The sequence below is a fragment of the Pedococcus sp. NPDC057267 genome, from assembly GCF_042668795.1.
Lineage (GTDB): Bacteria > Actinomycetota > Actinomycetes > Actinomycetales > Dermatophilaceae > Pedococcus.
Window position 1 is genome coordinate 14,895 of the sequence record NZ_JBHUYG010000007.1, and the last position, 19,570, is coordinate 34,464.

The 19,570-nt window shown below is 70.2% G+C and carries 12 protein-coding genes; 2 read left to right on the plus strand and 10 right to left on the minus strand.

The genetic code is table 11. From position 1 onward, the window contains the following. Positions 1-52: 52 nt before the first annotated feature. The 8 genes from ACFUC1_RS03155 to ACFUC1_RS03190 all read right to left on the minus strand — a co-directional run bounded on the left by ACFUC1_RS03155 (position 53) and on the right by ACFUC1_RS03190 (position 11,848). On the minus strand, positions 53-838 hold the full coding sequence (locus ACFUC1_RS03155; RefSeq protein WP_379116524.1) for an alpha/beta fold hydrolase: 786 nt from the start codon (positions 836-838) through the stop codon (positions 53-55). Between the two features lie 167 nt (positions 839-1,005). Further along, a complete protein-coding gene (locus ACFUC1_RS03160) occupies positions 1,006-1,893 on the minus strand; it encodes a maleylpyruvate isomerase N-terminal domain-containing protein (RefSeq protein WP_379116526.1) in 888 nt (295 codons plus the stop codon). Positions 1,894-1,951: 58 nt separating this feature from the next. Next, complete coding sequence (locus tag ACFUC1_RS03165; protein WP_379116528.1) at positions 1,952-3,796, minus strand: alpha/beta fold hydrolase; 1,845 nt, start codon at positions 3,794-3,796, stop codon at positions 1,952-1,954. An 863-nt stretch (positions 3,797-4,659) separates the two neighbouring features. After that, positions 4,660-6,252 carry a multicopper oxidase domain-containing protein gene (locus tag ACFUC1_RS03170; RefSeq protein WP_379116530.1) on the minus strand — a complete coding sequence of 531 codons (1,593 nt, stop codon included), beginning with the start codon at positions 6,250-6,252 and terminating at the stop codon, positions 4,660-4,662. A gap of 294 nt (positions 6,253-6,546) precedes the next feature. Then, the gene (locus ACFUC1_RS03175) at positions 6,547-6,969 is read right to left on the minus strand and encodes a hypothetical protein (protein ID WP_379116532.1); all 423 of its coding nucleotides are present in this window, start codon (positions 6,967-6,969) and stop codon (positions 6,547-6,549) included. 330 nt (positions 6,970-7,299) lie between these two features. Further along, a complete protein-coding gene (locus tag ACFUC1_RS03180; protein WP_379116534.1) occupies positions 7,300-8,298 on the minus strand; it encodes a ketopantoate reductase family protein in 999 nt (332 codons plus the stop codon). 428 nt (positions 8,299-8,726) lie between these two features. Further along, the gene (locus tag ACFUC1_RS03185) at positions 8,727-9,230 is read right to left on the minus strand and encodes a hypothetical protein (RefSeq protein ID WP_379116536.1); all 504 of its coding nucleotides are present in this window, start codon (positions 9,228-9,230) and stop codon (positions 8,727-8,729) included. Between the two features lie 2,018 nt (positions 9,231-11,248). Continuing rightward, a complete protein-coding gene (locus ACFUC1_RS03190; protein ID WP_379116538.1) occupies positions 11,249-11,848 on the minus strand; it encodes a histidine phosphatase family protein in 600 nt (199 codons plus the stop codon). A 49-nt stretch (positions 11,849-11,897) separates the two neighbouring features. Here ACFUC1_RS03190 and ACFUC1_RS03195 point away from each other — a divergent pair, with 49 nt between their 5' ends. Together ACFUC1_RS03195 and cobF are read left to right on the plus strand one after the other, a co-directional pair. Next, a complete protein-coding gene (locus ACFUC1_RS03195; RefSeq protein WP_379116540.1) occupies positions 11,898-13,349 on the plus strand; it encodes a cobyric acid synthase in 1,452 nt (483 codons plus the stop codon). Continuing rightward, positions 13,346-14,128 carry a precorrin-6A synthase (deacetylating) gene (cobF, locus tag ACFUC1_RS03200; RefSeq protein WP_379116542.1) on the plus strand — a complete coding sequence of 261 codons (783 nt, stop codon included), beginning with the start codon at positions 13,346-13,348 and terminating at the stop codon, positions 14,126-14,128. The genes ACFUC1_RS03195 and cobF overlap by 4 nt, the downstream gene beginning before the upstream one ends. Here the strand turns inward: cobF and bluB are convergent. Beyond that, positions 14,107-15,912: a 5,6-dimethylbenzimidazole synthase gene (bluB, locus tag ACFUC1_RS03205; RefSeq protein WP_379116544.1), complete on the minus strand. Its 1,806-nt coding sequence runs from the start codon at positions 15,910-15,912 to the stop codon at positions 14,107-14,109. The genes cobF and bluB overlap by 22 nt on opposite strands. Continuing rightward, a complete protein-coding gene (cobN, locus tag ACFUC1_RS03210; protein ID WP_379116546.1) occupies positions 15,909-19,556 on the minus strand; it encodes a cobaltochelatase subunit CobN in 3,648 nt (1,215 codons plus the stop codon). Before cobN ends, bluB begins: the two co-directional genes overlap by 4 nt. Between the last annotated feature and the right edge of the window lie 14 nt (positions 19,557-19,570).

Consider the following 19,570-nt stretch of genomic DNA (forward strand, 5'->3'; position numbering starts at 1 on the left):
CCCAGGCCTGGTGTCAGTGTTGCCGGGAGAGGTGCTGCGAGGCATGAAGGGCTCAGCCTTGGAGCACGTCGGCGAGGACCTCCGGCTCGCGGTGGTAGACCTCGAGGTGGCCTGCGGCCTCCCAGACGCGCAGCTCGCAGCTGCGCAGCCGGCGTGCCAGGCGTTGGGCTGCCGCCAGTGGCGCGTTCGCGTCGTGCCGCCCGTGCCACCAGGTCACGTCAACCTGGATGTCTTCAGGGGTGAGGTCCCAGGCGCCGAAGAGCAGCTGGGACTCGTCTGTCCAGCCTTCGGCCCCGGGCCGCAACGCCTCCCGGAAGCCCTCGCTCATGACTGCCTGCCACTCGGGATCGGCCATGACCGCGTGGTCGGCGGCCGGCGCGTCCTGCATCACGGCCCGGAAGGCGGCCAGTGGGTCCTTGAGCACCTCCGATCGCATCCCTTGCAGGAACTCGAACACATCCGGCCAGCCACCGCGACGGACCCGGCGGCGCACCTCGGCGTTCGCCCCGATGAGGAGGTCGACCTCCGCCTCCTCCAGCGGTGCTGCGCCGACGACCACCGCCACCCGCCGTACCCGCTCGGGGTGCCGTTCAGCCAGTGCCAGGGCGTACGGCCCCCCACCGCTGATGCCGATCACTGGCACCTGCTCGAGCCCCAGGTGGTCCAGGAGTTGTGCGAGGTCATCCGCCACGCTGGCAAGTCCGTGCCCCGGGTGCCGCGTCGACCTGCCGTAGCCGGGTCGGTCCGCCATCACCATCCGCACGCCCCGCTCCCGCCAGAGCCCTGTTCGCGGGTACCGGGAAAGCCGCGAACCGGGCGCGCCCTGCAACCGCAGCACCGGGATGCCGTCCGGGTCCTCCCCAGCTCCGCCACGCCAGTGCCCGTCCGTCGTCGAGGGTCAGGTCGCCGTCGACGAACCCGTCCGAACCCACCGCTTCCTCCCTCCGCCCGTGACCACCGTCCGTTCGTTCCTTCTGTCCCGCGTCACGGCGGCTGTCGTCGGCTTCAGAACCCCGGGAACAACTGCCAGAGGTCTGCGAACGTCAGGTCGCCGGTCAGCCGGGCGCGCTCGTCGTCGACCCGCGGCCGCCACCGCCCACTGACCAAGCGCATCCACGCGGCGGCATCCGGCAGGGTGAGCAGCGCGTCCGGCTCCTCCTCGGCGGGCGGGGTCTGTCGAGACAGCCGCGCACCAGACGTCAGCAGGTCCAGGTGCAACAGGTCCGTGGGGTCACGCACCTCGACCTCGGCGGTGAGCGGCGCCAACCCCTGAACCACCGATGCGGCAGCGCCCTGCGCCGCCACTTGGAGCGGGAAGGCCTGGAGTACGAACGCCGCGGCCGCCGGATCCACCTCGGCGGTGGAGTCGCCGGCGACGGCGATGTCCCACTCGTGCAGGGCCATCTCGACCAGGCGCGCGGTCAGGGCGAGTGCCAGCGGCCACGGCCGGCCGTCGATCGGGATGAGCAGCTGATGGCCGCCCTCGACCTCCGGGACGACCTCGTCCAAGGCGTCCAGGTAAGCGCGGTCCGAGGGCGCGAAGTCGGCCACCATGGTCAGGGGCGGTTTGGCGTCCCACACGTTCCACACCGGCCACGGGTCTGGAGGCGGTGCCCCGGTGCGCGCGGCTTCGAGCGCCAGCGCACCTATCTGCGCGCCGCTACCCAGGTGCGAAAAGACCTGGGCAACGGACCAGTCGGTGCAGAACGACCCCCGCGTGGCGCCGCTCGGTGAGAGCTCTGCGGCACGGGCCGCCAGGCGGTCGTGCGCTTCCCCGAGGAGCTGCAGAGCTTTCCGCTCCCGGGAGCCGGTGCCCGGTCCGGCCCGACCGGTGGTGTTGAGCGCCGAGTCGTCGCTCGCAGAGCCATCACGTGAGGCTTGTCCGTCTGGCATTCCGCCACACCTCCGTCTCCGGTTGCGCGTTCTGGTCGCCGTCGATCGACAGGTCGTGCTACGCAGAATTCAAGGACAACATTTCGGGCACGGGCTTGCCCCGGACCCACACCGCAGCGGGCTGTCCCAGCACCTGCAGGTCACGCGCAAGGTCACCGTCGACGACCAGGAGGTCGGCTGCCAGGCCCGGCGCCAGGCGACCTGTCGTGCCGCCCAGTCCGCAGTCGTCGGCGGCGACCGAGGTGGCCGTGGTCAGGGCCTCGGCGTGCGTGTACTCGGCGTCCGCGAGCTCGGCCACCGCTCGCCACACGTTCCCGTGCGCCTTCGATGGCGACACGCCGGCATCCAGACCGCTGACGACCCGTACCCCTGCTTCCCGGAACCGGCTCATCTGCCCGGCGCGTCGCCGGCGCAGCTCGTCCGGCGCCAGGCCGAACCGCTCCACCAGCTCCCGGATGTGCGCCGGCGCCTGCTCGATCGGGGCGATCTTGGCCGGGTCCCACCCCAGAGTCGGGTCCACAGTCAGGCCGGCACGAGCGATGTCCGCAATGAGGTCCGCCGGGCACCCGACCCCGTCCGCGCCCAAGAGGGTCGCGTGCTCGAGCCCGTCCACCCCGGCTGCGAGGGCGTGACGTGCGGCGGCCTCCGAGTGGCAGTGCGCGACCACCCGTACCCCCGCGGCGTGGGCCTCCTCGACTGCGGCGCGCAGCTCCTCGGGGGTGAACTGGACGCCGAGGACGTCCGTGCCGGGCGTCATCATGCCGCCGCTGGCCATCACCTTGACCAGGTCCACCCCACGCTCGACGTGCTCGCGCACCGACGCCCGCACACCCTCGACGCCCTGCACCGCGCCTCCGAGGAAGTGGCAGTGCCCAGCAGGGACGGTCAGGGGCGGTCCGGCTGCGACCACCCGCGGCTCGAGCGCACTCCGCCGGTCCCGCGCCACCAGGGCTCGGTAGCGCACATCGCCCAGGTCACGCACCGTGGTGACCCCGCTACGGGCCTGCTCGGCCAAGCTGCGGCGCACAGCCTCGTCAAGTTCCTCGTCGGCAAGAGCCCCGGTCAGCTCCAGGCTGCCGGGCGTTCCCGGCCGGGTTCCTTCGGCGACAAGGTGGACGTGCCCGTCGATGAGGCCTGGGAGGAGCGTCCCGGGATACGTGGTGACCGGGCACCCTTGGGGAACGTCATACCCCAGCGGCTCGACGCCGCTGATCCGGTCACCCTCGACGAGCACGGTCAGCCCGTCGGGGATGAAGCGTTCACCGTCGAAACAGGACTCTGCCTTGATGGCCCACATCGCGAATGCCCCTTCCGCCGGATGGGTCCGATTCTGATCGAGGTCGACCCTGTCTGACGAGGAGTTGGGCAGCGCCCGGTGAACACGTTTCGCGATCACCAGACGAACCCTGTCCCTCCCCGACCCAGAGTGGTTGACCGGCGCGATGACTGAGCCGCACGTGCCACCTGTCGCGGTGAGAATGGCGGTTGCCAGTTCGTCGGGGTGGGCGAGCGCCACCAAGTGCCCGCCGGGAACCACGATGGGTTCGACGCCGAGGCGCTGCCGGGCCAGCCGCTGCTGGAACTCCAGCGGGAAGAACCGGTCGTCCCTGCTCGAGACCACCGTTGTCGCCGGGGGCCACGTGGTGAAGTCGCACGGGTCGCGGAAGGGTCGTTGCGACTGCTCCCCCTTGGGGGTGACCGTGGCCAGAACCTCTCGGGCCACGTCGTGGAACATGTAAGCGCCCGGGTCGAACTCGACCGGGTAGCCCAGGCGCACCGCTCGCGCCGCGCGTGCTTCGACAGCGCCGGTGTTGCCCCACCAGGCCCCCGGCGACTCGCCGGGGACCGGGATCATGGGGTTGACCAGGACCACCGCGGCCGCGGCCAGAGGACCAGCAACCACGGGTGCGGTGAACGCCCCATGGGACGCTGCAACGATGACGATCCGGTCTGCGGCGCCTGTCGCCGAGTACCGACTGCGCGTAGTCGGACAGTCCCTTGGTGTCGTCATCGGCTGGCAGCTCCACGGCAACGGCACGGTGGCCGCGCTCGACCAGACGAGGGACCACGAGGTGCCAGTACCAAGCGCGTCCGCCGGCACCTGGGATAAGGATGTAGTCCATGCTGACCCCCCGGGGTAGTCCTTCGTACGTTCCCACCCACCTTCGCCACGGTCCAGCGATTTCCGACACCCGGCGATGCCGGTACCAGGTTTCGCAGGCAGCGTGGACACTATCAGCGAGGTCCTTGATGCAGGCCCCGCGGACCCCGGCCTCAGGCCTGAACAGCGGGGTCGCCCTCAGTGGTGACTTGATCCACCAGGACGAGCCCCCTGCGGACTGTCGCCGCCCGCGCCGGAGGGCGTCACCCTGAGCCAGTTGCCGGGGCACTGAGGTGAAGGCTTGAGGGGTGCGCCAGCCTTGTCGCCGGGCGCCCGGACTTACCGGTGCCGGACTTACCGGTGCCGCCGTCAACATTGCCCCGTCCCGGGAAGCACCGCCTGCAACCGGGGCCGGATGCGGGCGCCCCCACCGCGTACAGGGGATGCGGTGAGGGCGCAGCGGAGAACCGACATCGTTGGTGGGGGACCAACGCCAGTCCGCCGCGCCACCAGCCTATGCACACCAGATGGTCCGCCCACGCGCCTTGAGGAAACCTTGACGCGGCCCCCGGTAGCCGGAGCGGGTTCCGCGGACGTACCGGAGCCTGGACCTCGACGTCAACAATCCGCCAGGGCGGGGTGCGACCCGCGGCGTGGCAGGTGAGCTACGAGAGCACGGTGTAGCGGGTCAGCATTCCCGCCTTGATGTGGTCGTTGACGTGGCAGTGGAACAGCCAGGTGCCGGGGTTGTCGGGGACCATGTCGGCGACGACCATGCTGGCGGGGAGCAGGTTCACGACATCCATGCGCATGCCGCTGACGACGACGTCGTTGCCGTGCCAGTGCGGGGTGTGCAGGTCGGTTTCGGTGCCCATGCCCATGACGTACCAGCGGACGTGCTGGCCCTTGTGGAGCGTAATCGTGGGCATGTTGCCGTACAGGTATCCGTTGATGGAGTGCTTGAGGTTGCTCTCCACGAAGTCGTCATCCAGGTCAGCGCCGGGGCTGGGCATCGGCGGCGTGCCGTATCGCCGCTCGTTGCGGGCCAGCAGCGGTGACTGGGTCTCGTTGTCGATGAAGAACTCGGTGAAGATCTCGCGGTCGACGTCCTTGGGGGTGCCGTCCGGGCGCGCCCACCCTGCCCGGGTGACCACCATGGGTCCCATGAGGCCGGCGTAGGTGTCGGCGATCTCGTCGGTGTGGGAGTGGTACATCCACATCACCGAGCTTCCGTCATGGGGGCCGGGGCCGGCCCGCTCGGGCACCTGCCAGGTGTAGGTGTGCGTGCCGCCGGTGGGCACCTCGTCGTCGGCCTTGTCCCCGCTCGTGGTGCCGTCGTTGTAGGGGGCACCTTCGCTGTCCTTGGCGTAGAACACTCCATGGGGGTGCACGGCGGCCGGGAAGGGGCAGGTGTTGCGGAACACCACCTTGATGGTGTCGCCGACCACCGCGTGGATGACCGGTCCAAGCATGCCCAGGTACTGCTGGTCAGCAGCCCGCGGTTGGGGATGGGTGAAGCTGGCGGCGTCGTACCCGCGGTACAGGCACTTGTCGTACGTCGACCCGATCCGGCCGGGGCCTGCGGCGACGTAGGTGTCCGCGACCGAGTCGAATGGCTTGCCCGTGATCTCGTTGCGGCCGGCCGGGGCGTAGTTCCACGGCACCACGTCGGCGGAAATGTAGTACGTGCGCGTGACCCCGTTGCTTCGGAACGGGGCGCCGCCGACCTGACGGTCCCAGTAGCCACTGCCCGCCGACGTCGTCGCGTGTCCGTGTGGCGCGGTCGTCTCGGCAGCATTCGCGGCGAACGTCGCCCCCACCCCGGTACCCAGCAGAATTACACCTATAGCGGCGCCGACGCGGCGAGCGACCATCATCCCGAGACGACCAGAGGCTGCCGCGATTCCGCCGACACACAGCACCAGCTCCGCAGTCACCGCCACGACTCCAAGCGGCTCGGCCCAGTCGCCGACGTCGTCGCCGATCTGCGGCAGGCCGACCCAGCGACTGGCCACGTACGCCCCCACCGCCAAGGCTCCGACGACGCAGGCTGCGAGGTACACCCGTTGGCTCTCACGACGCCACATCAGGACAGCCAGAACCACCGCGACCAGCTCGAGCACCACGAACCCGACCCCCACGTGCGGCGCCTCGTGGAAGTGGTCCTCCGTGATCGGAATGTGAGCCGCGGCAGCAACAAGCGCGGCCGGGATCAAGACCACCCGCCACGCGCTGACACGAGCTTCGGATATCGACATGAGCCCAACCTAACTTAGGTTTACCTAACTTCTGCTCGCGGGGCAGCAAGTCCACCATCAGTTCGCCACCTGTTCTTCCGGGCGGTAACGCCTGCCGACCATGCCCGTCGGGCGCGATTCGCTCCGGTCCGCCGCCCTCCGTCCCGCCGCGGAGACGAAGCGGGCCGAACTCTTCAACTCGGCCGGGCCCCTCGCCCGGGGTCCCAGGTCGGCAGCGTGGGGAGTCGAGCTGTGACGCGCACAAACGGATGGCCCTGGGCGCCGGAAGGGTGGCCGGCGTCCAGGGCCTGCACACTACGGAAGCGTGCCCGGGATGCTTGCCGTCAGATTGTTCGTGGTGTCCGTGAGCGTGATGTCAGTGAATGCCACCGTCATCGGCGGTACGCAGTCCGGTTGGAACGTTGCGGTGACCTGAAGCGTGAAGTCCGCCTTGCCGTTCTGCACCGGGAAGTCACCAGCCGCAGACACGGACTCCTTGTTCACCGCCTTCGGGTGGTTCTCACCCCCGTTGACGCACAGTGCAGTCGCGGTGAGAACCACGTGGATCTGGTCCTCGTCGCCTAGACCGGCTTCCTTGCCCGCGACGGTCAGGGTGTTCCCGGACGCCGACGCGGACAACGCCGATTGGATGAAGTGAGGGCTGCCCGCCCAAGCGGTCGACGCCGTGGCGCCGAGGGCGAGGATCGAGCACGCCAGTGCAACCAAGATCCGTCGCATGATGCCTCCTCCGACCGGTCCCCAAACCGTCCCGGCAAGGTGCGGAGGCCGGCACCGGACGGTGCTGCGACCGACCATCCACCGTTATCCCGCCAATGAGGGCGAAAGACCTCCGCCAAAAGGGCGAAATCCCCTGTTCACCTGCGGCGCGCCTCGGCTTCGCGTCCTCCTACACCGCGGGAGGCAGCAGCGGATCTGCCCTACCCAAGCGTCTGACTTCGGCTGTTGCCGCGGTCGTTCGACGGGCACCCACCCCAGTGCGCCAGGGTGGGCCGCGTCTGAACCCGCGGCGTCGTCGAGGCACACGGGTTCGGCCGGGCGCGAGCGATGTCACGACACCGGCCCGACGCGCTGCACGAGCTCGGCCGGAGACAGGAATCGTCCGGTCCGCTCGACCTCGTGGACGAGCTCCGTGAAGACCGCGCTGACCGGGGCGCTACGACCCACGGCCGCGGCGCGAGAGGCAACGGCTCCGGTGAGGTGGTCGATCTCGGTGCTACGGCCCCACCGGATGCTCTGCAAGGTCGAGCCTGTCACCGGGGTGGAGCCCAAGCGGCGCCGCGAAGCCAGGAGCAGCAACTGTCCCACGGGCAGCGGCCCCGCAAGAAGACGCACCGCGCCGTGATCGAGCCCAGGTACCGAGCCGAACCGAACGCCCAGCGCACGCCCCGTGCGCATCACCTCCCGCATGCTGGCGGCGATGATGCGCCGCAGCTGCCGATCAGAGAGAACCTCCTGAGCGCTCAGCCCAGTGATGGCAGGAACCGCGTTCACCTGGTTGACGACCAACTTCGTCCATTGCACACCAGTGAAGTTGCTCACCGCCTCACACGGCATCACCTGTGCCATCACCGTCGCCACCTGCACGGCGGCCTGCGACGGCTCGCCCCCTCCTTCCCCGACAAGGAGCGGACCCGGCGTCGCCACAGTCACACGACCACGAGACCAGCGGTCCGCAGCGAAGACCGCAACGGCGCCTACGCACCGGGACTCGGGAAGCAGCCGCCGAGCCCTCTCGACCCCGTCCAGACCGTTCTGGACGACCACGACCACGCTCCCCGCGAGACGCGCCGCGTTCGACTCGATCGCGGCAGCCGCGTCCTGGGCTTTCACACACACGAACGCGATGTCCGGGGTCGAGTCCAGGACCTCCGACGCAACGACGTGCGCCACGTACTCACCCCAGGCCCCAGACAGCTCGATGCCGGCCCTGCGAATGACCTCGAGGCTCTCACCCTGCGCGGTCACCACCACGTCGTGCCCCCCGCGGTCCAACAAGGCCGCAAGCGTTCCACCCACCGCCCCCGCGCCCACCACCGCCAGCCGCACGGACAAAGCCTATGACCACCAGCAAGAGACCGACCACCGCGAACGGCCACCGATCCACCCGAGCCTCGAGGCCAAGCCGGGTGAAGAACGGCGGCTCCGCCGCCGTCACGGCCAGGGCCCCGCGATGGGGCACCCGCGCTGCCAGCGCCCAGCCGCCCACGACACCGCATCCTGGCGCAAACAGCCCGTCACCACTGAACGATCGGCCGAACCAGCCCGCCCCGGGGCCATGCCTCAGGGTTGCTGCGCGTCACTGCATGATGGCCTACGACCACCCTTGACCCACACCGGTACGACCCAACGCAGCCTCTGTCCGGGGACGGGCGCGGCGTGAGAAGGCGAAGACATGGGCGTCAAGCCCAGCCCACTCTGCACCATCGCACCTCCCCTGGAATGCGACCCCTACGGCCGCGTTGAGGTCATGCAACTCAAGCTGCAGGACTCATTTGTGCCGTCAGAAACTCGTGCAGGGTGGCTCGATCGGGGCCTTCCAGCGGTCCCTGGACTGCGAGCAGTTCGTTCAGACCGTCCAGCGACACGACTCGAACTCCCGAGGCCTCATCGTCCTGCCGGAGGCTGTCTAGCCTGCGCGTCGAGCCGGTGCACACCAGACCCTCGACCTGTACATCGGCGAGTTCGATGGCCGAAAGCGCTGAGCGAAGCGCAGCCACTTGCGATCGAACCCTCGTGATGGCCTCCCCTACCCGAAGATCCGCCGGGTAGGGGAGGTCTGTCGGGTCGCCAACCTCCTGTGACGCCGCACAGCGCGACTGAAGATGCCGAGCATCGATGACGAAGATGCCAGACGCTGTGATCGCGAGGTGGGCTACCGCCGCACGACGGCCAGGAAGCCGTTGGTGGTGGAGTGCCAGAACACCGTCGCTGGTTGCGGCGTCGAGGAGGGTCGTCACCGCCGCGTCGTGCTCACGCATCCCGCGTACGGTCTCCCGATCCATCCGGAACGCGCGCATGGTCAGCACTCGCGCGAGGAAGCCGTGGCGGCGACGGCGTGCGCCTGCCGTGGTTGGACTAGATGTGGACACGGCCGCGGGAAATCCGGTTGTAGAGCTTAGTCGGAGGTCAGGCGTTCGAGGGGACGCGTCAACGTCCGCGGCGTGGACCGGCGCGTCCGGGGCGGGCGCCGCATCACTCCACGCCCGAAGCGCCTGGAGCGTGGCTTCGACGACTCCTTCCTCGGCGGTCCAACGCACCCCCGTGTGGCCCCCGGGCGCCGCGCCGGCCAAGGCATGGTCGACTACCGACGTCACCTCAGCTGAGCATGTGGGGCATGTGACTCGTACACTTCGCACGGCGACAGGGCCTCGTGGATCGCCGTCGGCCAGCCCACGCTGGCGGGTTGGCAGGGTCGGGCCTTGCTTGAGTTCTGACGTCATCGCGCCCACTCCTTGCTTTGCGTTCCGCAAATGCTCGCATCGCCGGACCGCGTTCGACACTCCGCGCTTAAGGTTCGGGTCGTTACGAGTATGGAGTAGCCATACGTTTGGAGGGATTAGGTAAAGTCCCTCAGATTGCGATTGCGCCATGTGGCAACGTAGTTGAATAATGCACCGCCACACTCCGACGACACCGCCAGTTGAACCCTCAGCCTGCGCGCAGCCCACTGTGTTTCGCGTCTCAACTGGCACCCAACATGGCCGATTGGTAGTCGGTAACCGGCCCCCCCCGGCCGCAAAGAGGAGCACGATCACCGATCCGCCAAGGATCAGACCGTCGGCCCCTGTGAGGAGCGGCGTCACCGCGGTGGCGTGGCCATCGGGTGTGGGCTGGTCTGGCTCAGAACCGGCGGCAGCATGATTCCGCCGCGAACTCGCAGGCATACGCCGCTGACGCTCAGAACGGTTCGGCCTATGCAGACGGTGCTCGAGCAGGCCCGCGAGGTACCGGAGCGTAAGTTCGTCCCGCCCCGCGGACCCTTGTGCAGTGGTGTCGGCCGTGTTCCTTTTGCCTCCACGGTTGACTTCGCTCAGGTCGCATCCTGACGGGACACCTCCGCGAAAGCCTGCACCCCGGTCCCTCCCTCACGCACAGGGCCGGCGCCCCACATCCTTCCCGATGAGCTAGCTGCCACCGCCGCCCGCGACGCAGGCGGCCAACGCGAACAAGGCATCGGCACAGACCACGATGATGAGCACGCTGACGATCGCAGACGCGCGTGCCAGCACACGCTCGAGAGCGTCCGCCACTGGCCAGGTGCGCAACGTTCGAAGTGACCTGAGGAGCTCCCAGACGGCGAAAGCGGGAGATGCGGGACCAAGGACGACGAAGTACCCCGCGGACGACCCGGCATCTATGGGGAGCCAGCCTTGCGCACTCGACCACGGAGCCAGAGGCGACAGCGACGCGGACACGGCGAGCACCAGTGTCCGTGACTGCTCCGGCCTGGCACCGTCATTGGGCCAACCAAGTCCTGAGCCGGAGCCGTGCCCCCATCGGATATCCACCATCACCCCACCTCAGGCCTTCGCCATCGCATTCAAGGGCGCTGGCGAGCCGGCAAACCTCGCGATGACGCCGTCCGGCCTGGTGGTCATGGGCCGGGTACCCGCTGCGGCGTTCTCCGGGCTGATCGCCGCGCCAGGATGATGGGCCCGGCGCGGCGACCGTCCCGCGCCGACCCTGTGCAGCTCCGGAACGCCCTGCTCAACCGTGAATACAGGGTCACGCAGCGTCAGGTGCCTGGCCTCCCGCAAAGGGACGAGATTTGCCGCAGAACGACACCTCACCAAGACATCCGATGGCCGTTGGCCCCCGGCGACCGCTCGGAACTCAACATGCCAAGAGGGGGCGCAACGCAGTCACGCTGGCTCTGGCACCCGCGCCGATCAAACACGGGCTCGCGACGCTCCATGACGTGTGCCGGTGACGGGTTGCATCGCAGGAACTGGGGTCGACCAGCGGCCGTCATGGGACGCCCATGGCGGACCTGCGCTCAATCCCCATCCATTCGGGTCAAGCACCACGGATCGACGGACACCGTCGTCACGCTTCCATTGGGCAAAGGCTTCCAGTCAACGTTCCGGTGGTCTCGCCCCGCGAGCCACGCGGTGGCGACGCGGATCGTGTCCCCGTGGCTCACCGCCACGAGATGACGAGCGCCGCACTCAGACGCGGAGGCAAGTTCCCGGCGCAGGAACCGGCCCACCCGGCGGTAGACATCGGCGACGCTCTCGCCCCCACCCCAGCGGACGTCGGCGACATGCCGCCCCGATGGCGTCGGCTGCGGACGCAAGTGGCGTGCAAGCCTGCCCTCCATCGTGCCGAGATGCTGCTCGCGCAGTGATTCCTCGTGGTGCACGGGTAGTCGGAGGTGCCTGCCGATCACCGACGCAGTCCGCGCGGCACGGAGGAGGTCACTGCTCCACAGCATCGCAGGGGCGTCCAACAAGTCCGCCACGGTGGTCGCCGCCGCCGAAGCCTGCTGGAGGCCGCGTGCCGTGAGCGGGGGGTGGATGGTCTGGCCCTGCAGACGGCCCTCCCGGTTCCACGTCGACTCCCCGTGGCGGACGAGGTGGACCTGCACGACGGGCACTGCAACAGGTTAGGCGCAACCCACGACCGCACCCCGGTAGGGTCTGGGCGTGGCAGGCCTCTTGGTGACCGGGACGACGTCGGACGCAGGGAAGTCGCTCGTCGTCACCGGCCTTTGCCGGGCCTGGGCCCGTGCAGGCATTCGCGTGGCACCATTCAAGAGCCAGAACATGTCAAACAACTCGATGGTGTGCGAGGACGGCTCGGAGATCGGGCGGGCGCAGTACCTGCAAGCCCAGGCCGCCGGTGTGGTGGCCTCCTTGCTCCACAACCCTGTTCTCCTGAAGCCAGGTTCCGACCGACGAGCCTTCGTCGTGCTGCGCGGTCGACCTGCCGGCGAACTCGGCGCCGGCGAGTACGCGACCGGGCGCGCCCACCTGGCCGAGGCGGCCTTCGCGGCATACGAGGAGCTCGCCGACTCGGTCGACCTGGTCGTGTGCGAGGGGGCAGGGTCCCCTGCAGAGGTCAACCTGCGCGCAGGCGACTACGTCAACATGGGTCTCGCGCGGCGGTTCGAGCTGCCGACGCTCCTGGTCGCCGACATCGACAGGGGAGGCGCGTTGGCGGCAGTGGTCGGGACGAGCACCCTGCTGTCTCCTGCAGACCGCGGGATGTTGCGGGGGTTCGTCATGAACAAGTTCCGCGGCGACCACGACGTGCTCGCGCCCGGGCTGTCGGTCGTCTCCGACCGGACCGGCCTGCCGTGGCTAGGCACCCTGCCCTGGCTCGAGGACGTCTGGCTCGACTCCGAGGACGCACTGTCAGTGGGCCGCTGGCACCCGACCAGCCCCAGCACTCCTTCGCCAGAGCCCTTGCGCGTGGCCGTGGTGCGCTTCCCTCGGGTCTCGAACGCCACGGACGTCGACGCCTTGGCCGCCGAACCGGGAGTCGAGGTGCGCGTGACGACAGACCCCTCCGTCTGCCGAGAGGCCGACCTCCTCGTCCTGCCGGGTTCCCGGGCCACGGTGGACGACCTCGCGTGGCTCCGAGGACGTGGCCTCGACGAGGTGGTGGCAGCCCGCGTGGCCGCCGCTCGTCCGGTCCTCGGGGTGTGCGGTGGCTACGAGATGCTCGGGTCGATGATCGAGGACACCGTCGAGTCCACGGTGGAGCGGGTCCACGGGCTCGGTCACCTCGAGGCCACCACGCAGTTCCGGCACGAGAAGGTCCTCGGCAGGCCTCACGGCTCTTGGAGGGGACACCCCGTGTCCGGTTACGAGATCCACCACGGGATCGTCTCCGCCGAGGCGTCCTTTCCGGGAGGTACCTGCTCGGGAACGGTCTGGGGGACGATCTGGCACGGAACGCTGGAGTGCGACGACTTCCGGCGGGCGTGGCTCACCGAGGTCGCGGAGGCGGCAGGCTCGCCGTGGCGTCCGCAGGCGGGCGCACCGTCGTTCGCGTCCCGTCGCGAGACCATGATCGACCGGCTGGCTGACGCGGTCACCGAACACCTGGACCTCGACCAGCTCCTCGCCTGGGCCATGGAGAAGGCAGCATGAGCGGTGCGGGCAGACGGACCGTCTGGGTCATCGGCATCGGGGCGGGTTCCCCGGACCACGTGACCCAGCAGGCGATCGCGGCCATGAACGAGGTCGACGTCTTCCTCGTCGCCGACAAGGGCGATGCCACCGACGAGCTGGTCGCCCTGCGTCATGCGATCTGCCACCGGTTCATCGACGCCGGACGGAGCTACCAGCTCGTGACAGTGCCTGACCCCGAGCGCCAGCCTCAGGACGGGAGTGGCGCAACGGCATACGAGAGGTCCGTCGCGGACTGGCACGCGGCACGCGTCCACGCCTATGCACAGATCCTCGACGGCCTGCCGGAGGACGCGGTCATCGGCTTCCTGGTGTGGGGCGATCCAGCCTTCTACGACAGCACCATCCGGATCGTGGACGCGCTGCCCGCCCGGTCCAGCCTCGACGTCCGCGTCGTGCCCGGGATCTCCGCCTTCCAGGCCCTCGCCGCCGCCCACGGGGTGGTTCTCCACGCAGTTGGCCGACCGGTCCACGTGACCACCGGACGACGCCTGGTGGCCGAGTGGCGCCCGGACCTCGGCACGGTCGTGGTCATGTTGGACGGCGCCCTGGCCTGCCGCGCTCTTGTGGACGTCGCCCCGGATCTGGTCATTCGGTGGGGCGCCTACGTCGGGATGCCGCAGCAGGAGCTGCGCAGCGGGCGGCTGGCGGACGTGGTGGACGACCTGGTCGCCCTGCGGGCGTCACTCCGGGAACGGCACGGATGGATCATGGACGTCTACACGCTGTCCGCCGGCTGACCCCCTGCGGGCGACCGGGGGCCGGGCTCGGGAGCGGTTCGGGCGACCAACCGGCGCATGCGCAGCCCCTGCACCACCATCGAGGCCGCGAGGCAGCCCCCGACTCCCTCACCGGCGCGCAGCCTGAGGGACAGCAACGGCTCGAGCCCCAGTTCCCGCAGGACCGTCGGGTGGGCACGCTCCCGCGATGCCTGCCCCGCCACGAGGTGGGCCTGCGCGGCCGGCTCCAGGCGTGCGGCGAGCAGACCGGACACGGACGCGCACAGCCCGTCGAGGACGACCACCCCGCGGGCCTCGACCGCCCCGAGGACGACTCCCACGAGGACAGCCACCTCAGGGCCCCCCAGGGTCTGCAGGCAGAGCCGAGCGTGCTCCGCGGGCGAGGTCGCCGCGTCCCTGTTGGCCTGGGTGCGCGCCAGTGCGGCCGTGACCACCTCCCGCTTTCGCTCCAGGATGGCGCTGTCGGCGCCGGCGCCCAGCCCCACGGCGTCACGCGGCTCGAGAGCCGTGAGGGCGCACGACAGGGCGGCCGCGACGGTCGTGTTGCCGACGCCCACCTCGCCGAGCACGACGAGGCCTGATTGCGCGGCGCGGAGGCCGATCTCACGGCCACCGGCGAGCAGACGGTCCACGTCCGCGGCGGTGAGCGCGTCGGACGTGGCCAGGTCCCCGCGAGGGCGGAGAGGGCGCAGCGAGGTCGCGCCTGCGACCGCGCCGCCGTCGACGCCCGCATCGACCACGACGAGGCCGAAGCCGGCGGCGGCAGCGGCGGCCGCCCCCATCGACGAACCGACAACGGCAGCACCGACCACGTCCCGGGTGACGTGCGTCGGGTAGGCGCTGACGCCCAGAGCGGCCACCGGGTGGTCCGAGGCGGCCAGGACGAGGGTCCCTCCCTCGACGGGACCTGCCGACAGCGCCTCGACCCGGTTCAGGGCCCGGTCGAGGACGCCGAGCGCATCCGCCGGCGCCAGGAACTCGTCGGAGGCGTCCGTAGCCGCGACCAGCCGGTCCTGCACCGGCCCACGCAGGTGCGACTCAGGAGGAAGGGGACCCTCGCCGGAGGACGGCCATCGGTCGTGCAGGACGACCTCGGACAGCGGCATCCGGCTCGACCACGCAGCTCGCTCCAGACCCGGAGCCGGCGGTCGTTCGTCGGGCCACCCCAGACACAGCCAGCCCAGCGTCACCACCCCCTCCGGCAGCCCGAGCAGCCCTGCGAGGTCGGCCGGGTCGAAGAGGGTGACCCACCCCATCCCCAGTCCGTGGGCGCGGGCGGTGAGCCACATGTTCTCGATCGCACACGCGCACGACCACAGGTCGGCGTCGGGGAAGGTCGCCCGTCCCAGCACCCCGAGCGGGGGGGTGCGCCGGTCGCAGGCGACCACGACCCCTACCGGCGCCTCGCGCAGGCCCTCGAGCTTCAGGTCGAGCATCCGGGCGGCACGGTCGTCCGAAAGGTGCTCGGCCTGGGCGAGGCGCGCGCGGTCGGCAAGGTGGGCCGCGCGGTCCCGCACCGAGCCGTCGCGGACGACGATGAACCGCCACGGTTGAGAGTGGCCCACACTCGGTCCACGGTGGCCCGCGGAGAGCACCTCGGTGAGCAGGTCGTCCGGCACGGGGTCAGGGCGAAAGCGCCGGATGTCGCGACGGGCGGACACGACCGACCCGAGGGCGGCGGTGACGTCGGGCCCCATGGCCCACCCCCGGGGGTCCTCGCTGCGTTGACGTGCGCTGGTGGGGTCTCCGACGAGCGGCACGGGCCGGGGCCAGGTCTCCCTCATCCCTCGAGCTCCCCCTCGACGTCGAGGTAGACCCGCTGCATCGCCTCGACCAGCTCGGGGTCTGGCTGCGCCCACAGCCCCCGGTCGGCCGCCTCGCCGAGCTTCTCCACGATGCCGCGCAGCGCCCAGGGGTTCGCGTGTCGCAGGAACGCCTGGTTGGTCTCGTCGAGCACGTACTCCCGGACGATCGACTCGTACATCCAGTCCTGCACCACGCCGGCCGTCGCGTCGAAGCCGAACAGGTAGTCCACGGTGGCGGCGAGCTCGAAGGCCCCCTTGTAGCCGTGCCGTTGCATGGCGCTGATCCAGCGGGGGTTGACGACTCGGGCCCGGAAGACCCGGTGGGTCTCCTCCTGCAGGGTTCGGGTGCGCACCGCGTCCGGCGAGGTCGAGTCACCCACGTAGGCCTTCGGTTCGACGCCCGTGAGTGCCCGGACGGTCGCGACCATGCCGCCGTGGTACTGGAAGTAGTCGTCGGAGTCCAAGATGTCCGACTCGCGGTTGTCGACGTTCTTGGCAGCCACCTGGATCCGCCCGTAGTTGCGCTCCATGTCCTCGCGCGCCGGGACGCCGTCCATCCCACGCCCGTAGGCGTAACCGCCCCAGGCGGTGTAGACCTCCGCGAGGTCGGTGTCATCCCGCCAGGTGCCCGACTCCACGACCTGCAGGACGCCTGCCCCGTAGGACCCCGGCTTCGAACCGAAGATGCGCGTGCGCGAGCGCCGCTCGTCGCCATGGCCTTCGACGTCCGCGAGGGCGTGCTTGCGGACGAAGTTGTGCTCGACCGGTTCGTCAAGGGACGCAACGAGGGTCACGGCGTCGTCCAGGAGGGCGATGACATGGGGGAACGCGTCCCGGAAGAATCCCGAGATCCGGACCGTGACGTCGACCCGTGGGCGTCCCAGCTCCTCGAGCGACATCGGTTCCAGCCCGACGACACGGCGCGACTGCGCGTCCCAGACGGGCACGACCCCGAGCAGGGCGAGCACCTCGCCGATGTCGTCGCCGGAGGTACGCATCGCCGAGGTGCCCCACATCGACAGTCCGACGGACTCCGGCAGCCGGCCCTCGTCCTCGACGAACCGGTCGAGCAACGACTGGGCCATCGCCGAGCCGGTCTGGTACGCGAGCCGGGAGGGGATGGCCTTGGGGTCCACCGAGTAGAAGTTGCGTCCGGTGGGCAGCACGTTCACCAGACCCCGCAGCGGCGACCCGGAGGGACCGGCCGGGACGTACCCCCCGTCCAGGGCGTGAAGGACCATGGGCAGCTCGCGGGTCGTCTCCGCCAGCCGGGGCACGACCTCCTCGCAGGCGAACCGGAGCGCTGCCTCGGCACCGGGGTTCGGCTGTCCACACAGTTCCTCGACGACGCCGGCAACGGCGTCGACGTCCCACGACGAGTCGGCCACCCGAACCACGAGGTCGCGGGCGAGCTGCTCGACCCGGTCGGTCTCCACCGTGGGGGCTCCCTCCGCCAGTCCGAGGGCTGCACGCAGGCCTGGCACCCCGGAATCACGGCCGCCGAAGACCTGCCCGGCGCGCAGCACCGCGAGGACGAGGTTGACGAGCCCCTCCCCCGTCGGGGCCTCGCCGAGCACGTGGAGGCCGTCGCGGATCTGGACGTCCTTGATCTCGCAGAGCCACCCGTCGACGTGCATGACGAAGTCGTCGAACTCCTCGTCCCCCGGGCGACCCGACAGCCCGAGGTCCTGGTCCATCTTGGCAGCCGTGATCAGGGTCCAGATCTCGCCGCGCAGGGCCGGCGCCTTCGCCGGGTCCATGGCCGTGACGTTGCCGTACTCGTCGAGGAGCTGCTCCAGCCGCGCGATGTCGCCGTAGCTCTCGGCCCTGGCCATCGGGGGGACCAGGTGGTCGACGATCGTCGCGTGGGCGCGACGCTTGGCCTGGGTGCCCTCCCCCGGGTCGTTGACGAGGAAGGGATACACCAGCGGCAGGGAGCCCAGGGAGGCGTCCGTCCCGCAGGACGCCGACATGCCCAGGTTCTTGCCCGACAGCCATTCCAGGTTGCCGTGCTTGCCGACGTGCACGACCGCGTGGGCACCGAACTCCTCCTCCAGCCAGCGGTAGGTGGCCAGGTAGTGGTGCGTCGGCGGGAGGTCGGGGTCGTGGTAGATCGCTATCGGGTTCTCGCCGAAGCCACGAGGTGGCTGGACGAGGATGGCGATGTTGCCGGAAGTCATTGCGGCACAGACGATGTCGCCCTGCGGGTTGCGTGTCGTGTCGACGTACAGGGCACCGGGCGCCGGCCCCCAGTGCTCGGTCATGGCGTCCTGGAGGTCCTCTGGGAGGCGGTCGAACCACGCGGCGTAGGTTGCTGCCGGTATGCGCACCTGCGCGTCGCTGACCTGCTCCTGGGTGAGCCACTCCGGGTCCTGGCCGCCGGCGGCGATGAGGGCATGGACCAGCGCGTTGCCCGCTGTGGTGTCCGGCGCCTCGCCCTCGACGGGCGGCACGTCGTCGAGCCCTGGGATGCCGCCGCGGGGGCCGAGGTCGTACCCCGCCTCCCGCAGGGCCCGGAGCAACCGGACCGTGGAGACCGGCGTGTCGAGGCCGACGGCGTTCCCGATGCGGGAGTGCTTGGTCGGGTAGGCGGACAGCACGATGGCGATCCGGCGCTGTTCGACGGGCGTGTGGCGCAGGCGTGCGTGCTTGACCGCGATCGTGGCCACGCGGGCGCACCGCTCGGGGTCGGGAACGTAGTGGGGCAGGCCGTCGGCGTCGGTCTCCTTGAACGAGAAGGGCACCGTGATGATGCGGCCGTCGAACTCCGGGACCGCGACCTGCGTCGCGACGTCGAGCGGCGACATGCCCTCGCTGGAGCCGGCCCACTCGGCCCTGCTCCAGGTGAGGCACAGGCCTTGGAGGATCGGGATGTCGAGGGCTGCCAGCGCCTGGACGTCCCACGCCTCGTCCTCGCCTCCCGCCTGGGCGGTCGCCGGCTTGGTGCCCCCCGCCGCCAGGACCGTGGTCACGAGCGCGTCCAGACCGCCCAGGTGCTCCAGCAGGTCGGTGGGAGCATCACGAAGGGACGCGGCGTAGATCGGCTCACCGACACCACCCGCGGCGTCGATGGCGTCGCAGAGCGCGTGCACGTATGCCGTGTTGGCTGCAGCCTCCTGGGCCCGGTAGAACAACACGCCGACCCGGGGCCGGACGCGATCCGCACCCCCTGGCACGAGGGGCCTGCCGGGCCGCTCCAGGAGGCCCCAGGTGGGCAGCTCGCGGGGCGCGTCGAAGCCCTCCCCGGTCAGCAGGACGGTGTCGGAGAGGAAGGCGTGCAGGTTGCGCAGGTTGTCCGGTCCGCCGTGCGCGAGGTACCGGTGCGCCTCGTGCACAACGCCGGCAGGAACGGCCCGGGACAGCTCCATCAGCCCTGCGTTCGGGGTCTGCTCACCACCTAGGACGATGAGCGGGACACCGGATGCGGCGATCTCCCGGAACCCGGAGCACACGTCCTGGGGACCGCCCAGGATGCGCGCCACGACCACCTCGGCCGACCTGAGGACCTCGCCGAGGTCGGCGTGTCCGGGTCGTGCGGGGTTGGCCCACACGTAGTCGGCTGCGCTGGCTCGAGCGCTCAGCAGGTCGGTGTCCGAGGTCGATACGAGGGCGATGCGAGGCATCCGATGCTCCTTCG